10 protein-coding genes are annotated in these 13,998 nt (G+C 68.7%); 9 read left to right on the top strand and 1 reads right to left on the bottom strand.

Annotated features, from left to right (window positions below; genetic code table 11):
- The 9 genes from FHS79_RS08255 to FHS79_RS08215 all read left to right on the top strand — a co-directional run bounded on the left by FHS79_RS08255 (window position 1) and on the right by FHS79_RS08215 (window position 13,061).
- Window positions 1-897, top strand: coding sequence for a DUF58 domain-containing protein (locus FHS79_RS08255; RefSeq protein ID WP_207793870.1), 897 nt, complete (start codon window positions 1-3; stop codon window positions 895-897).
- Window positions 897-2,018: a BatA domain-containing protein gene (locus FHS79_RS08250; protein WP_184198172.1), complete on the top strand. Its 1,122-nt coding sequence runs from the start codon at window positions 897-899 to the stop codon at window positions 2,016-2,018. Before FHS79_RS08255 ends, FHS79_RS08250 begins: the two co-directional genes overlap by 1 nt.
- Window positions 2,015-4,180, top strand: a complete 2,166-nt coding sequence (locus FHS79_RS08245; protein WP_184198169.1) for a DUF4175 family protein — start codon at window positions 2,015-2,017, stop codon at window positions 4,178-4,180. The genes FHS79_RS08250 and FHS79_RS08245 overlap by 4 nt, the downstream gene beginning before the upstream one ends.
- Window positions 4,177-5,883: a serine/threonine-protein kinase gene (locus FHS79_RS08240; RefSeq protein WP_184198166.1), complete on the top strand. Its 1,707-nt coding sequence runs from the start codon at window positions 4,177-4,179 to the stop codon at window positions 5,881-5,883. The genes FHS79_RS08245 and FHS79_RS08240 overlap by 4 nt, the downstream gene beginning before the upstream one ends.
- Before the next feature lie 69 nt (window positions 5,884-5,952).
- On the top strand, window positions 5,953-6,861 hold the full coding sequence (locus tag FHS79_RS08235; RefSeq protein WP_184198163.1) for a UDP-2,3-diacylglucosamine diphosphatase: 909 nt from the start codon (window positions 5,953-5,955) through the stop codon (window positions 6,859-6,861).
- A complete protein-coding gene (locus tag FHS79_RS08230; RefSeq protein ID WP_184198160.1) occupies window positions 6,861-7,940 on the top strand; it encodes a glycosyltransferase family 4 protein in 1,080 nt (359 codons plus the stop codon). The genes FHS79_RS08235 and FHS79_RS08230 overlap by 1 nt, the downstream gene beginning before the upstream one ends.
- A gap of 179 nt (window positions 7,941-8,119) precedes the next feature.
- Window positions 8,120-10,183, top strand: coding sequence for an acylase (locus FHS79_RS08225; protein WP_184198157.1), 2,064 nt, complete (start codon window positions 8,120-8,122; stop codon window positions 10,181-10,183).
- Between the two features lie 11 nt (window positions 10,184-10,194).
- Entirely contained in the window at window positions 10,195-12,171 is a 1,977-nt protein-coding gene (locus FHS79_RS08220; protein ID WP_184198154.1) for an alpha/beta hydrolase family protein, read from the top strand.
- 50 nt (window positions 12,172-12,221) lie between these two features.
- Complete coding sequence (locus FHS79_RS08215) at window positions 12,222-13,061, top strand: MurR/RpiR family transcriptional regulator (protein WP_184198152.1); 840 nt, start codon at window positions 12,222-12,224, stop codon at window positions 13,059-13,061.
- A 155-nt stretch (window positions 13,062-13,216) separates the two neighbouring features.
- Here FHS79_RS08215 and FHS79_RS08210 read toward each other — a convergent pair whose 3' ends face one another.
- Complete coding sequence (locus FHS79_RS08210; protein WP_243453292.1) at window positions 13,217-13,918, bottom strand: RluA family pseudouridine synthase; 702 nt, start codon at window positions 13,916-13,918, stop codon at window positions 13,217-13,219.
- Window positions 13,919-13,998 lie beyond the last annotated feature (80 nt).

The raw sequence follows: 13,998 nt of genomic DNA, 5'->3' as shown, positions 1-13,998 counted from the left end.
GTGGGGCCGGACCTGATCCCCCCGGACGTGCGCGGGCGGCTGCGCACGCTGCGCCTCACCGCGCGCCGCGCCGCCGATCTGCAGGGCCTCGGCCTCCACCATAGCCGCGCGCGCGGTGCCGGCCTCGAATTCGCGCAATATCGCGGCTATGAGCGCGGCGACGAACCGCGGATGATCGACTGGAAGCTCTACGCCCGCTCGGGCAAGTTCTTCGTCCGCGAATCCGAGCGCGAAAGCCCGCTGCGGCTCTGGATACTGCTCGATGCCTCGGCGTCGATGGGCCAGGCCGACCGGGCGCAACCGACCCGCAGCCGCCTCGATGCCGCCATGGGCCTCGCCGCCTGCCTCGGCCAGCTTGCCATGAACCAGGGCGATCGCTTCGGCCTCGTGGTGCTTTCGGATGCCGGGCTGAACGTCATCGACGCCGCCGATGGCGTCCGCCAGCGCGATCGGCTGGCGCTGGCCCTCCGCGCGGTCGAGCCCCGCGGCGGCTTCCCCGCACTCGCCCAATTGGGGCCGCTGTGGGACCGTGTCGGCCCCAGCGATCTCGTCGTGCTGCTGTCGGATTTCTTCGACGAGGGCACCGTCACCCTTGCCGAACGACTGGCAGCGGCAGGCCGCGAAGTGCTGGCCATCCAGATCCTCAGCGTCGAGGAGCGCGACTTCCCCTTCGCGCAAGGCCATCGCTTCCGCGATCCCGAAACCGGCGAAGAGCTGCTCGGCGACGGCAAGGTGCTCCGCGACGAATTCCTCAGCCGCTTTGCCGCAGCACAGACCGAACTCGCCGCGCGGCTCGAGCATGACGGCATCCGCCACGCCCGGCTGGTCCTCGACGAAGCGCTCGACGTGCCGCTCCGCCGCCTGTTCGGCAGCGGCCACGCCGACGAATACAGCTGATGCCAGGCTTCCTCTTCCCCCTCGGCCTGCTCGGCCTGCTTGCCGTGGTGCTGCCGCTGGCGATCCATCTCGCGCGCCGCAGCGACGCCGATATCATCGACTTTGCCGCCCTCCGCTGGCTCCGCGCCGCCCCGCGCCCGCGCGCGCAGATCCGCTTCGATGAAGTGCCGCTGCTGCTGCTGCGGCTGCTGCTCGTCGTGCTGCTCGCACTTCTCCTCGCCCAGCCCATCTGGCGCGGCTGGACCGACCGCCGCCCGGTGCTTGTGGTGTTCCCCGGCGCCGATCTGGTGGAAGCCCGCGCCGCCCTCGCTTCGGCCGGGGACGCCCGGGCGCTCTGGCTCACCCCCGGCTTCCCCGATTTCGGCGAGATCGCCCCGCCCGCCGGCCCAGTCTCCAGCCTTGTCCGCGAGCTTGATTCCACCCTCGCCGCGCAAGTCCCGCTCACCATCCTCGTCCCCGGCGTCCTGCAAGGCGTCGACGCCGAACTCCCGAGACTCTCCCGCCCGGTGCAAGTCCGCATTCTTGAAGGCGCCATGCCGGCACTGGCAGCACCTGTCGAAAAGCTGGCCTTCGCCGCACGCGGCCCTGCCACCGACCCGGGCCTCCGCTGGCTCCGCGCTGCCGCCACCGGCCTCGGCGCCGGCTTCGATCTCCAGCCCGCCGACGCACCCATGCCGCCCCAAAGCAGCATCCTCCTGTGGCTTGGGTCCGGCACCCCGCCCGACCCAATCACAAACTGGGTCGCCTCCGGCGGCACCGCGCTGGTGATGGCGCAAACCCAAATCCCCGCCGGCACCACCGTCTGGCGCGATGCCCAGGGCCCGATCGCCGAGGCCAGCCCGCTTGGGCGCGGAAGGCTCATCCGCTTCGTGCGCCCGCTCACCCCCGCCGCCCTTCCGGCGCTGCTAGAACCCGATTTCCCCCAAGCTCTCGCCGCCCTGCTGCAACCCCCGCCCGAGCCGGCGCGCGTCAGCGCCGAAGGCTGGCAGCCGCGCACCGGCGGCCCCGCCCCCGTGCTCGCCGGGCTCGATCTCTCCGGCTGGCTGGGCCTCGCCATCGCACTCGGCTGGCTCATCGAGCGCTGGGTCGCCACCCGCAGCCGGCGCGCAGCCCGGCCATGAGCGTCGCCCCCGATTTCGCCGCCTGGCTGCGCCCCATCGTCTGGCGCGTGCGCGCCCAGACCGCCGCCGCCGCCCTGCCGCTCGTCCTCGCCGCCGCCGCCATCGCATGGCGCCTCGCCGGTCCCGGTGCCGCGGCGGCCGTCGCTGCCCTCGGCCTTGCCGCCACGGCCTTCCTCGCGCTCCGCGCCTCCGCCCGCTATGATCAGCGCTGGCTGCTCCGTCGCCTTGATGCCGAGCGACCCGATGTCGAAGACAGCGCCGATCTCCTCCTCGCCGAGCCCGCCACCCTTGGCCTGCTGCAACGCCTCCAGCGCGACCGGCTCATCACCCGCCTCGAAACCGGCCCCGCTATCGCCACCCAGCCCGATTGGCAGCCAAAACGTCTTGTCCCCATCTGGGGCCTCGCGCTCGTCACCATCGCCGACGCTATCTTCTGGCCGCGCGGAGGCTCCGCCGAAGTCGAAGCCCTCATTCGCGGCGAGGCCGATCAGCCGCCGCCGGTGCTGGTGGCACGCACCTTGCGCATCACGCCGCCGGGCTACACCGGCTTGCCCGCCCGCAATGCCGAAGGCCTGTCCGCCAAGGCCCCCGCAGGCAGCACGCTGATTTGGCGCCTCCGCTTCGCCCCCGTCCCCGAATCCGCCACGCTGGTCTTCCTCGACGGCCGCCGCGTATCATTGACCAAGCAGAACGAAGATTTCGTCGGCACCGCCCGGCTCGATCGCTCGGCGCTCTACCGCGTCGTCGCGACAGGCGAAGCCAGGCAAGGCCCGCTTCACCGCCTCGATGCCATCGCCGATGCCCCGCCGGTCGTCCGCGTCCTCGTCCCCGCCACCACCCTCACCTCCGCCACCCCCGGCCAATCCCGCTGGGCGCTCAGCTTCGAAGCCCGCGACGATCATGGCGTGCGTGCCACCGCCCGCCTCCGCCTCATCCGCGCCGAAGGGTCCGGCGAGAATGTACGCTTCCGCGAATCCGCCATGGTCCTCTCCGGCACCGGCTCGCCCAAGGCGCGCCGCTTCAGCGTGTCGCTCGACTTGAACGCGCTGGGCCTCACCCCCGGCGGCGAGCTGGTGGCGCAGCTCAGCGTCGCCGACAACAAGCCCGGCACCGCGCAGACCGCGCAAAGCCCCAGCCTCATCCTGCGCGTGCCATCCGAAAAAATGGCCGAGGCCGCCGGGCTCGAAGGCATGGTGCAGCGCGTGATGCCCGCCTATTTCCGCAGCCAGCGCCAGATCATCATCGACATCGAAGCCTTGCTCAAGGAGCGGCGCCGCCTCCCGGCCGCCACCTTCACGGCAAGGTCGAACAACATCGGTGCCGATCAGCGCATCCTGCGCCTGCGCTACGGCCAGTTCCTTGGCGAGGAGTCCGAAGGCCAGCCCAAGGCGCCGACGATGGCCGACCTTCTCACCAGTGACGGCGGCGCCCCCGACAAGGTTGCGCCAGCCGACAAGCCCGCACCCAAGCTCGTCCTCCCCGAAGGCCATGATGCCTATGACGGCCACAACCATGGCGCCGGTGACCGGGCACCCCCGGTCTTCGGGTCGGACAATGGTGAACTCGCCGGATATGGCCATGCGCACGGCGATTCCGAAACCGCCACGCTGTTCGATCCGGAAACCCGCGCCACTCTCGGCAAGGCGCTCGACGCCATGTGGCAGGCCGAACGTTCGCTCCGCCAGGCCGAGCCCGCCGCCGCCCTGCCGCAAGCCTATGCCGCCCTCAATTTCATCAAGGACGTCCAGCAGGCGACGCGCATCTTCCTCCAACGCACCGGCACCAACCTGCCCCCCATCGACATGGCGCGCCGCCTCACCGGCAAGCGCGAGGGCATTGCCCCCGGCCGCAGGTCGCTTGACGGTCAGGACTATCCCGACGCCGTGCCCGCCGCGCTTTTCGCCAGCCTCGCCACGTCCAGCCCGAGCGAAGCCGATCTCCAGCGCCTCGAACGCTGGCTGGCGCAGGCCGAAGTGGCCGACAAGCTCTCGGTCGTCGCCGCCATCGACGCGGTCCGCTCCGATCCCGACTGCGCCCCGTGCCGAACCACGCTGCGCGGCGCCATCTGGGCCGCCATCGCCACGCCCCCCGCCGCCGTCCTCCGCCGCCCCGCCGGCGATGCAGCAGGCCGCCGCTATCTCGACGCGCTGGCCACACGATGACCTTCGCGCTCGCCACCGGCGCCATCCTGGTGCTCGCCGTGCTGCTCGGCTGGCTGCGGCTCTGGCGCTGGCAGGCTGCACAGCCACGCGGCCCTCGCTTCTGGGCGCTGCTGGCGCTGCAACCGCTCGCCGCCGGCCTGCTCTGGCTGGCCCTCCACCCCCCCGCCGTCACCGTGCCGGGCAGCACCCTCGTCGTCGCCACACGCGGCGCCCCGCCCGGCGCTTATGATATCCGCCTCCCCGAAGCCCCCGCGAGTGCCTCCGATCTCGCCCCCGATCTCGCAACTGCCCTGCGCCAGCGCCCCGCCACCACCGTCCGCGTGGTGGGGGAGGGGCTGGAGCCCCGCGACCGGGCCATGGCCCGCACCGTGTCGGTCCAGTTCGCACCGCCTCCCTCGCCGACGGGCCTCATCCGCCTCGATCCGCCGCCGCCGGTCGGGGCAGGGGGCCGGTTGCAAATCTCGGGCGCCGCTGCCGGGATCGACGGCGGCAGTGTCGAACTGCTCGATCCCGCCGGCAAGCGCGCGGCACTTGCCGAGCTTGCCCCGGACGGCAGCTTCACCCTCGCCGGCCAGGTCCGCGCAGCGGGTGCCGCCGACTGGAAGATCGTCCTTCGCGATACCGCCGGCACCCCTTCGGATACCGCCGACATACCGATCACCGCCCTTGAATCACCCCCGCCGCGTCTCTGGGTCCGCGCCGGCGCGCCCGGCCCCGAGCTCAAATATCTTGCCCGCTGGGCCGCCGACGCCGGCCTCGATTTCGGCAGCGACGTGACGCTGGGCGGCGGCGTGACCATGGGCGATTCTCCCCTGGCAATGACTGCCGCCACCCTCGCGCGCCTCGACGTGCTGGTCCTCGACGAGCGCAGCTGGGCCGGCCTCTCGGCAAGCGCCCGCGCTGCCGTGCTGTCCGCAGTCCGCAGCGGCATGGGCCTTGTGCTGCGCACCAGCGGCCCCGTTCCCGCCCCTGTACGGACCGCCTGGAGCACCCTCGGCCTCCGTCTGGCGACCGGGGACACCCCCCGCGAAACCCGCCTCGCCGGCGGCACCACCGTGCAATCTCTGCCGCTCGCCCCACTCGGCACGGACGCCATTCCCTGGCTCCGCGACACCACCGGGAGGCCCGTTGCCGCCTGGCGCAGCTATGGCCGCGGCCGCATCGGGCTTTGGCCGGTGCTGGACAGCTACGCCCTTGTCCTCACGGGAAAGTCCACAGCCTTTGCAGGGCTTTGGAGCAACATGTTCAGCGCTGTTGCAAGGTCCACCGCCACCACCCGACCCGATCTTCCCGCCTGGGGATACAGCGGCGAACGCGTCTCGATCTGCGGCCTCTCGAGCCCTGCACAAATGCTTACCCCCGGCGGCACCGCCATCCCCCTCCATCCGGACCCCAGTGCACGCAGCTGCGCCGGTTACTGGCCCATCACCCCCGGCTGGCACCGGCTGCGCTCCGGCGACCCCGTCACGGAAACGCCGCTCCGCATCCTGCCCGCCGATGCCCATCCGAACATCCGCGCCGCCGCCCGCCGCGAGGCCACGCTGCTCCTCGCCCGCAGCCGCCCCGCCGCTGCAAACACCACCGCCGACCGCAGCCTGCCCGGCCCCGCCTGGCCCTGGTGGCTGGCCTTCGTCGCCGTCGCCGCCCTGCTCTGGTGGCTCGAACGCGCCCGCCTTGGCCGCAGCGCGCCGGAACCGATATGATGCGCGTCGCTTGATTGTCACATACCAGATGTAGAGGGGGCTGCATCGAGGCTGTGAAGGGCCAAGGGCATGGCAAGTCTCCCGTTGGAGCCACCGGAAGCGCTGTTGGACGCGCTGCTGCGCGAAAGCCCGCCACCACCGCTCCGCCCGGCAGCCTTCAACCGCCACTGGCAGGAGGAAGACGAGTTCACTCCGCGCGGCAAGCTCAAGCTCCGCACCGTCTGGATCTCCGACACCCATCTCGGCACTGCCGGCTGCAACGCCGAGCTGCTCCATGATTTCCTCTGCTCGATCAAGCCCGATACTCTCTATCTGGTCGGGGACATCATCGACGGCTGGCGCCTCAAGCGCGGCTGGTACTGGCCGCAGCGCCACAACGATATCGTCCGCCGCGTCCTCAAGCTCGCAAACAAGGGCACCCGCGTCGTCTACATCCCCGGCAACCATGACGAGGCGCTGCGGGATTTCACCCAGCTTGCCTTCGGTGGGGTCGAAGTGATGCCCGAAGCCATCCACGAGACGCTCGATGGCCGCCGCTTCCTCGTGCTGCACGGGGACGAGTTCGACGGCGTCGTCCTCTACGCCCGCTGGCTCGCCTTCCTGGGAGACATCGGCTATTCGCTGCTGCTACGCGCCAATGTCTGGGTCAACCGCGTCCGCCGCCAGTTCGGGCTGCCGTATTGGTCGATGTCGGCGCACGTGAAGAAGCGCGTCAAGAACGCCGTCTCCTTTATCAGCCGCTTCGAGGAAACCGTGGCGCGGGCAGCGCGCGAGCGCGGGGTCGATGGGGTCGTCTGCGGCCATATCCACTCGGCGGAAATCCGCGATTTCGACGGCATCACCTACATGAACGACGGCGATTGGGTGGAAAGCTGCACCGCCCTCGTCGAGTATCACGATGGCCGCATCGAGATCCTCGACTGGGCCAAGCGCGCCGCCGCCCTCCACCGGATCGCAGCACTGCCGGCAACAGCCTGATGCGGGTCACCCTCGTCACCGACGCCTGGGCGCCACAGGTCAACGGCGTGGTGCGCACCCTCTCCACCGTCATGGATATCGCCACGGCGCGCGGTCACCATGTCCAGGTCATAAGCCCCGATCGCTTCCGTTCGCTGCCGATGCCCGGCTATGGCGAAATCCGGCTGGCGCTCACCACGCGGCGCACCGTGGCGCGCACCATCGCCGATTTCGCGCCCGATGCCGTCCACATCGCCACCGAAGGTCCGCTCGGCTGGCTGGCGCGCAGCCTTTGCACCGCGCATGGTGTCGCCTTCACCACCAGCTTCCACACCCGCTTTCCCGATTATGTCGCGGCGCGCACCGGCATGTCCCCGGCGCTCATCTGGCGCATTATCAAGCGCTTCCACCAGCCCGCCAAGAGCATCCTTGTCGCGACGCCGCGCCTCGCCGAGGAGCTTGCTGGGCACGGCCTCCCTCACACCCGCCCCTGGACGCGCGGGGTCGATCTGCTGCAGTTCTCCCCGGCCCGCACCCCGCATTCGGCCTTCGCATCGCTCGAACGGCCGATCGCGCTCCACGTCGGCCGCGTTGCCGTCGAGAAGAACATCGAGGCGTTCCTCGCCGCCGATTGGCCCGGCGCCAAGGTCATCGTCGGCGATGGCCCCGCCCGCGCATCCCTCGCTGCACGCTATCCGGACGCGCTGTTCCTCGGCGCCCTCCACGGCGATGCGCTGGCCAGCGCCTATGCCGGCGCCGATGTCCTCGCCTTCCCCAGCCGCACCGATACCTTCGGGCTCGTGATCATCGAGGCACTCGCCTGCGGCACCCCGGTGGCGGGCTATCCGGTGCCGGGCCCGCTCGATATTCTCGGGGCCGATGGCCTCGGCCGTATCGGCTATGGCGTCTCGGGTGCGCTGTCGGGCCGGCCGGTCGGGGCGGTGGACGAAGTTCTCGCGACCGCCATGCACGCCGCTCTCGACGCCGACCGAGACGAATGCGCCGCCTTCGGCGCCCGGTTCAGCTGGGACCATGCCTGCGACCAGTTCCTCGCCAGCCTAACCGACACCGAGGCGCCGCCCGAAGCGCTGGCGGCCTAAAAAGCGCATAAGGCGCTGTCCTACATCGTCATTTCCGGTCATGGTCCGGCAATGGACACTTCACCCTCCCAGGCCGCGAAAAAACTGCGTTTCGCGTCTTTTTTGTCAACTTCGTCCACTTCCCTTGACACCGGCCGGTCACTACCACTCAGCGTGCAGAACAAGGGGACGGACGCTTGATGTCGAAGTGGATGCGCGGGCTGATCGGCCTGCTCGCAGCGGTGGCAACCGTGCTGGTCGGGCTAATGAGCTGGGATGGCCTCACCGCCGAAGCCTCGATACCCGACGCTCCGGTCCGGCACGAAGTCCGCATCGTCCGCGATGGCTATGGCGTGCCGCACATCATCGGCAAGACCGATGCCGATGTCGGCTATGGCGTGGCAATGGCCCACGCCCAGGATGATTTCGCCAACATCGAAGACGTTGTCGCCGCCGTCCGTGGCCGTGCCGGCGCCATCACCGGGGAGGAGGGGGCCAAGATCGATTTCGCGCGCGGCCTGCTCCAGCCGAACGAAGCGGCAAAGGTCGGATATCCCAGGTTGTCCGCTGCCTCGCGCCTGGTGCTCGAAGGCTATGCCCGCGGCCTCAATGAGTGGGTCAGGACACACCCCTCCGCGCCCCGGGTGCGCGGCCTGTTCCCGGTCAATGGCGAAGACATATTGGCTGGCTTCATGCTGCGCTCGCCCTTCTTCATCGGGCTCGACAAGCCACTCGGCGCGCTGGTTGCCGGCACGCCGGTGCCGCGCGATTCCGGCCCCGCCGACGAGCGCGGCTCCAACGCCTTTGCGGTGAGTGCCGCCCGGTCCGATGACGGCGTCACCCGCCTCATCGTCAACTCGCACCAGCCCTGGGAAGGTGGCGTGGCCTGGTGGGAGCTGGTGGTGCATTCGGACGAAGGCTGGGATTTTGCCGGCGCGCTCTTCCCCGGCAGCCCGTTCCCGCTGGTCGGCCACAACAAGACGTTGGGCTGGGCCAACACCGTCAACCGTCCCGATCTCGTCGACGTCTACAAGCTCGAAGTCGATGCGGCGGGCGAGAATTACCGCTTCGATGGCGCATGGCGGCCCCTCGAGGCACGCCGCATATGGTTGCGCGTCAAGATGGGGCCGTTTGTGCTGCCGGTGCCGCGTACCGTCTATCGCTCGGTCCATGGGCCGGTCATCAAGAACGACCAGGGCTTTTTCGCAATCCGCTACGCCGGCATTGGCGAGCCCGGCCAGATCGACCAATATTACCGGCTCAACAAGGCCAGGGATTTCGCCGAATGGAGCGACGCCATGGCCACCCAGGGCGTCGCCGGCACCAACTTCGTCTATGCCGATGCGCAGGGCCATGTCGCGATGATCTACAACGCCAAGTTCCCCAAGCGACCCAAGGGGTTCGACTGGAAGGGCGTGCTTCCGGGCAACACCTCGAAGGCGCTGTGGACGGGATATGAGCCGTACACCGCCTATCCCAAGGTCGTCGATCCGGCCAGCGGCTGGGTGGGCAATGCCAACAACACCCCCTTCATGTCGACCGCCGCCACCGACGAGCTCGATCCGAAGAGCTTCCCGGAAGAGATGGGGATCGAGACCTACATCACAAACCGGACCTGGCGCTATTACGACCTGTTTGCCGCGGTGAACGGCCCCATCAGCCGCGAGGCGCTGCTGCGCATCAAGTTCGACAAGGGCTATGACAAGCGCAGCTGGGCCGGCCGCTGGATGGCTGCAGTGCTTGCCGTCGAAGATCCGGCACTCGCCGAAGCGCAGGCGCTGCTGCGCAGCTGGGACTGGACGCAGGACGGGGAGGGTGCTGCCGATGCGCTCGCCGCCAACGTCCTGGGGAAGGGCGTTCGGGCCGGCTATGGCGGTGTGGCACTCCCCGATGCAGCGCCCGAGCTTCGCGCCGCGGTCGATGAGCTGATGGCCACCTTCGGCACGCTGACGCCCAGCCTCGGCGACTATCAGCGGGTACGGCGCGGCGACGTCGATTTGCCGGTGATGGGCGGTCCCGATGCCCTGCGCGCCATCTATGCCCCGGTCGCCGAGGACGGCCGCCGCGTCGGCAACAATGGCGATGGCTTCATGATGGTCGTCGAATGGCCGAAGGACGGCGCTGTGCGCTCGGAAAGCATCCACCAGTTCGGCGCGGCGACGATCAGGACAAAGTCGCCGCATTACAATGATCAGGTCGCCTTGTTTGTCGTTGAAAAGTGGAAGCCTGTGCTGTTTGATAGGGACATCGTCGGGGCAAATTGATCGGGGGCAGGATGCAGATGTTGTTGCGGGGCATTGTCGTGCCCCTGTTGTTGTCGGCTGCACCGGTCGCGGCAGTCCCGGACATCAAGGCGCTTGCCACTGCCTATGGTACCCGCGAAGCCGCATCGAGCATGCGCATTTCGCCCGATGGCAAGCAGGTGCTGTATTTCGTGGCTGCCGGCAGCGCCGGAACCGCGGTCAAGGTCGGCGACATCGAAACCGGCGAGTCGCGCATCGCCCTGGTGCTGGATAGCGCCGTGGTGCAGCCGATCGATTGCGGCTGGAAAAGCAGCACCCGGCTGCTCTGCCGGGTCTACGCCCTTGATCGCGAGCAGGTAGGCACCCTGGTGGCGTTCCAGCGCACCTTTTCGGTGGCGGCCGATGGCGCCGGCTCGCTCCTCTTGGGCCCACGTGCCAATTCCCGCTCGATCGGCCGGGACTATGGCGGCGCCCGGGTCATCGACTGGCTTCCGGACGATCCCGAACATGTCCTGATGGAGGTGAATGTCGTCGATTCGATCACGATCAACACCAACATCCCCGGCGCCAGGCCGGGCCTTTCGGTCCAGAAGGTCAATGTCCTCAACAACAGGGCAACGATCGTCGAGCCTGGCAACCGCAATATCAGCGACTATCGCAGCGACGGGCATGGCAATGTCCGGTTCCGGTCGATGGTAAACTACGATCCCAATGGCTATGTGCGGGACCGCGAGACGATGTCGGTGCGGCCAAAGGGATCGCGGGACTGGCAGGAACTCGATTCGGCCAGCCTGAGCGAAAGCGGCGGCCCCGCGTTCCAGGGTTTCGACGAGAGCGGCGATGCGGCACTGGTCACGCGCACTCTCGATGGCCGTGCCGCGCTCTATCGCCAGCCGCTTGCCAGCGGCGCGCCCGCCGAGCTCATCTTCGCCCATCCCATCGTCGACGCCGATTTCGTCTGGCGCATCGGCAAGCATCGCCGGCCGGTGGCGGTCGCCTATACCGTGGACGCGCTCGAACTCGCCTTTTTCGACGAGGCCCTGAAGAAGCGCGCCGAAGCCCTTACCCGGGCTCTGCCGGGCAAGCCGCCGGTGTCGATCATCGATGAAAGCTGGGATGGTCGCTACCAGCTGGTCTTTGCCGGCGGCGTCACCGACCCCGGTCGCTACTATCGCTTCGACACCCAGGGTCGCGAGCTGACCGAAGTGCTGCCGGTGCGTCCGCAAGTGGCAGAAATTCCCGTGGCGCCGCAACGGGCGGTGCGCTTCCCCGCTGCCGATGGCACGATGATCCCGGGCTATCTTACCCTGCCGCCCGGCAAGGAAGACGCCAGGGGCCTGCCCGCCATCGTGATGCCGCACGGCGGTCCGGCATCGCGCGATGCCTTGGGTTTCGATTGGCTGGCGCAATTCTTTGCGCAGGCCGGCTATGCCGTGCTGCAGCCCAATTTCCGCGGTTCGTCGGGCTATGGCGAAGCCTGGTACGCCACCAACGGCTTCAAGAGCTGGGAAATCGCGATCGGCGATGTCAACGCCGGCGCCCGCTGGCTGCTTGGGCAGGGCATCGCCGACAAGAACCGGATGGCGATCTTCGGCTGGAGCTATGGCGGCTATGCGGCGCTCCAGGCCAATGTGCTCGACCCGACCCTGTACAAGGCCGTGATCGCGGTGGCGCCGGTCACCGATCTCGGGCTGATGAAGGCATCGGCGCGCTTCAACACCTATGGCACGATCATCAATCGCTTCTTCGGCGAGGGCCCGCATATCCTTGCAGGCTCGCCGGCCAGGCAGGCCGAACGCATCGGCGCGCCAACGCTCATCTTCCATGGCGATCATGATCTCAATGTCGATGTGATGCAGGGAAAGGTGATGGCGACAGCGCTTGCCAAGGCCGGCAAGAAACACGAACTGGTCGTCTATCCGAAACTGGCCCACAGCCTCGATGACAGCACGGCCCGAATCGACTTGCTCACCCATTCGGCCGCCTGGCTTGAAGCAGCGTTGCGCTGAGCTGTTGTTTGCCGCTTTCCGCAATCGCTGCGACATGTTAGCCACCGAACATGGGTGCACGTGTCAGGGATCGGCTGCAGGCCGGCTATGAGGATTACACCGTCGCCGAGCGGATGATCGCCGGCTGGCTGATCGACAATCTCGACCGCGTGCCCTTCGAGACCGCCGCCTCGGTCGGCGCCCGCGTCGGCGTCTCGGCGATGACCGTGGGCCGCTTCCTGAAAGCCCGCGGCTGGAACGGGCTGACAGCGCTCAAGGAGGAACTGCGGGGAGACCGCGATGCCCCCTGGCTGCTGGCCCGGCCGCAAAGTCCCGATGCCCGGCTGCAGGCCGAGCTCGCTGCCATCGCCGATGTCTATGCGCTGGCATCCACCCCCGGCTGGTCCGATGTCGTGCGGCTGCTCGCCAATGCCGGCACCGTGCACGTGGCCGGCTTCCAGACCGAACGCGGGCTGGCGGCAGCCTTTGCCGATCATCTCAGCCATGTGCGGGGCGGCGTGCGCAGCCATGAAAGCGGGGCAGGGCGCTTTCCCGCACTGCTTTCGGAAGCCGGGCCGGAGGATGCGCTGGTGCTCGTCGACATCCGCCGATACTCGCGCCACTTCCGGGTGCTCGGGGAGCGCGCTGTCACGGCCGGCATTCCGCTCATCGTCGTGACCGATCCCTACTGCCCCTGGGCCCGGGACCTTACCCCGCACATCCTCGCCGCCGAAGTCAGCCTCGGCCACTTCTGGGACATGAACACTGCACTTGCCAGCCTGCTCAACCTGCTTGTCGACGATGTGGTACGCGCCATCGGCGCAGAGCGGGTGCATGAACGACTCGCGAGGGTGTCGGGCCATTATGCCGAGTTCATCGGCTTTCAACCCGGTGGCACCGGCGGGAACTGACCGCCTCAGGACCTATCAAGCAGAAGGCTGGGCCGCCAGAACAGTGCATCCGCCGGCTCGACGCCGTCTTTCGCGGCCTTCGTCTCGCGGATACTGCCGATCGAGCCTCGCATCGCCAGCGCGCCTCGTCTTGCACATTTTGCAAAGTCGGATGTTCAGCCGAGTCCCCAGGCCGACATCAGCCCTTCCGGAAGCCCCCAACGCGCCGGCAGGGCAGCGTCGATCCGCACCGGTGGTGCCGATGGCTGCGGCACCATCAGGCTGCGTGCATGGAGCCGGAGCCCTCCGGCAGCCGCGCGGCCATAAACACTGTCCCCGATGATCGCACCGCCGATCAGCGTCGCATGCACCCGAAGCTGGTGGGTGCGGCCGGTGGCGGGCATCATCGCCACCAGGCGTGTGTCCCTGTCGAGCACCCGCCAGCGTGTGCGTGCTGCCTTGCCCCGCACGGTATCGACAACCATCCGCCAGCCGGCTTCGACCGTCGAGATCTTGGCGAGCGGCGCATCGATCTCCCCGGCATCGGCTTCGGGCAACGCATCGAGCTGCGCGAGATACGTCTTTTCCACCTGCCGAGCTTCGAAGGCCTGCGCCAGCCATCTGCGGCCGCCGACGGTGCGCGCCAGCAGCAGGCAGCCGGATGTGTCCCGGTCAAGCCGGTGCATCAGTACCGGCGGCCGCCGCTGGCCGAGCAGCCGGGCGAGTGCAGGCAAATGGTCTTCCAGGCTGTGCGGCGTGCGGGGGCCGGGATGCACTGCCAGCCCCGCAGGCTTGTCGATCGCCAGCCAGTCCGCGCCAAGATGAAGGATGGTGAAGGGAAGCGAGCCCGGATCAGGAGTTTTTCGATCGTTGCTCACATCGGATCCTGTCGGCCAACAGCCAGAATTAAGCAAACTTCACCGCGCCCGTATCTTGGGGCACGGCGCCTCGTGGCTGT

The organism is Polymorphobacter multimanifer, from assembly GCF_014205635.1.
Lineage (GTDB): Bacteria > Pseudomonadota > Alphaproteobacteria > Sphingomonadales > Sphingomonadaceae > Sandarakinorhabdus > Sandarakinorhabdus multimanifer.
This window is presented reverse-complemented; position numbering and strand designations above follow the sequence as displayed.

Coding starts and splice junctions, on each gene's coding strand:
- FHS79_RS08250 (WP_184198172.1), top strand. CDS start 897: ATGCCAGGCTTCCTCTTCCCCCTCGGCCTGCTCGGCCTGCTTGCCGTG.
- FHS79_RS08245 (WP_184198169.1), top strand. CDS start 2,015: ATGAGCGTCGCCCCCGATTTCGCCGCCTGGCTGCGCCCCATCGTCTGG.
- FHS79_RS08240 (WP_184198166.1), top strand. CDS start 4,177: ATGACCTTCGCGCTCGCCACCGGCGCCATCCTGGTGCTCGCCGTGCTG.
- FHS79_RS08235 (WP_184198163.1), top strand. CDS start 5,953: ATGGCAAGTCTCCCGTTGGAGCCACCGGAAGCGCTGTTGGACGCGCTG.
- FHS79_RS08230 (WP_184198160.1), top strand. CDS start 6,861: ATGCGGGTCACCCTCGTCACCGACGCCTGGGCGCCACAGGTCAACGGC.
- FHS79_RS08225 (WP_184198157.1), top strand. CDS start 8,120: ATGTCGAAGTGGATGCGCGGGCTGATCGGCCTGCTCGCAGCGGTGGCA.
- FHS79_RS08220 (WP_184198154.1), top strand. CDS start 10,195: ATGCAGATGTTGTTGCGGGGCATTGTCGTGCCCCTGTTGTTGTCGGCT.
- FHS79_RS08215 (WP_184198152.1), top strand. CDS start 12,222: ATGGGTGCACGTGTCAGGGATCGGCTGCAGGCCGGCTATGAGGATTAC.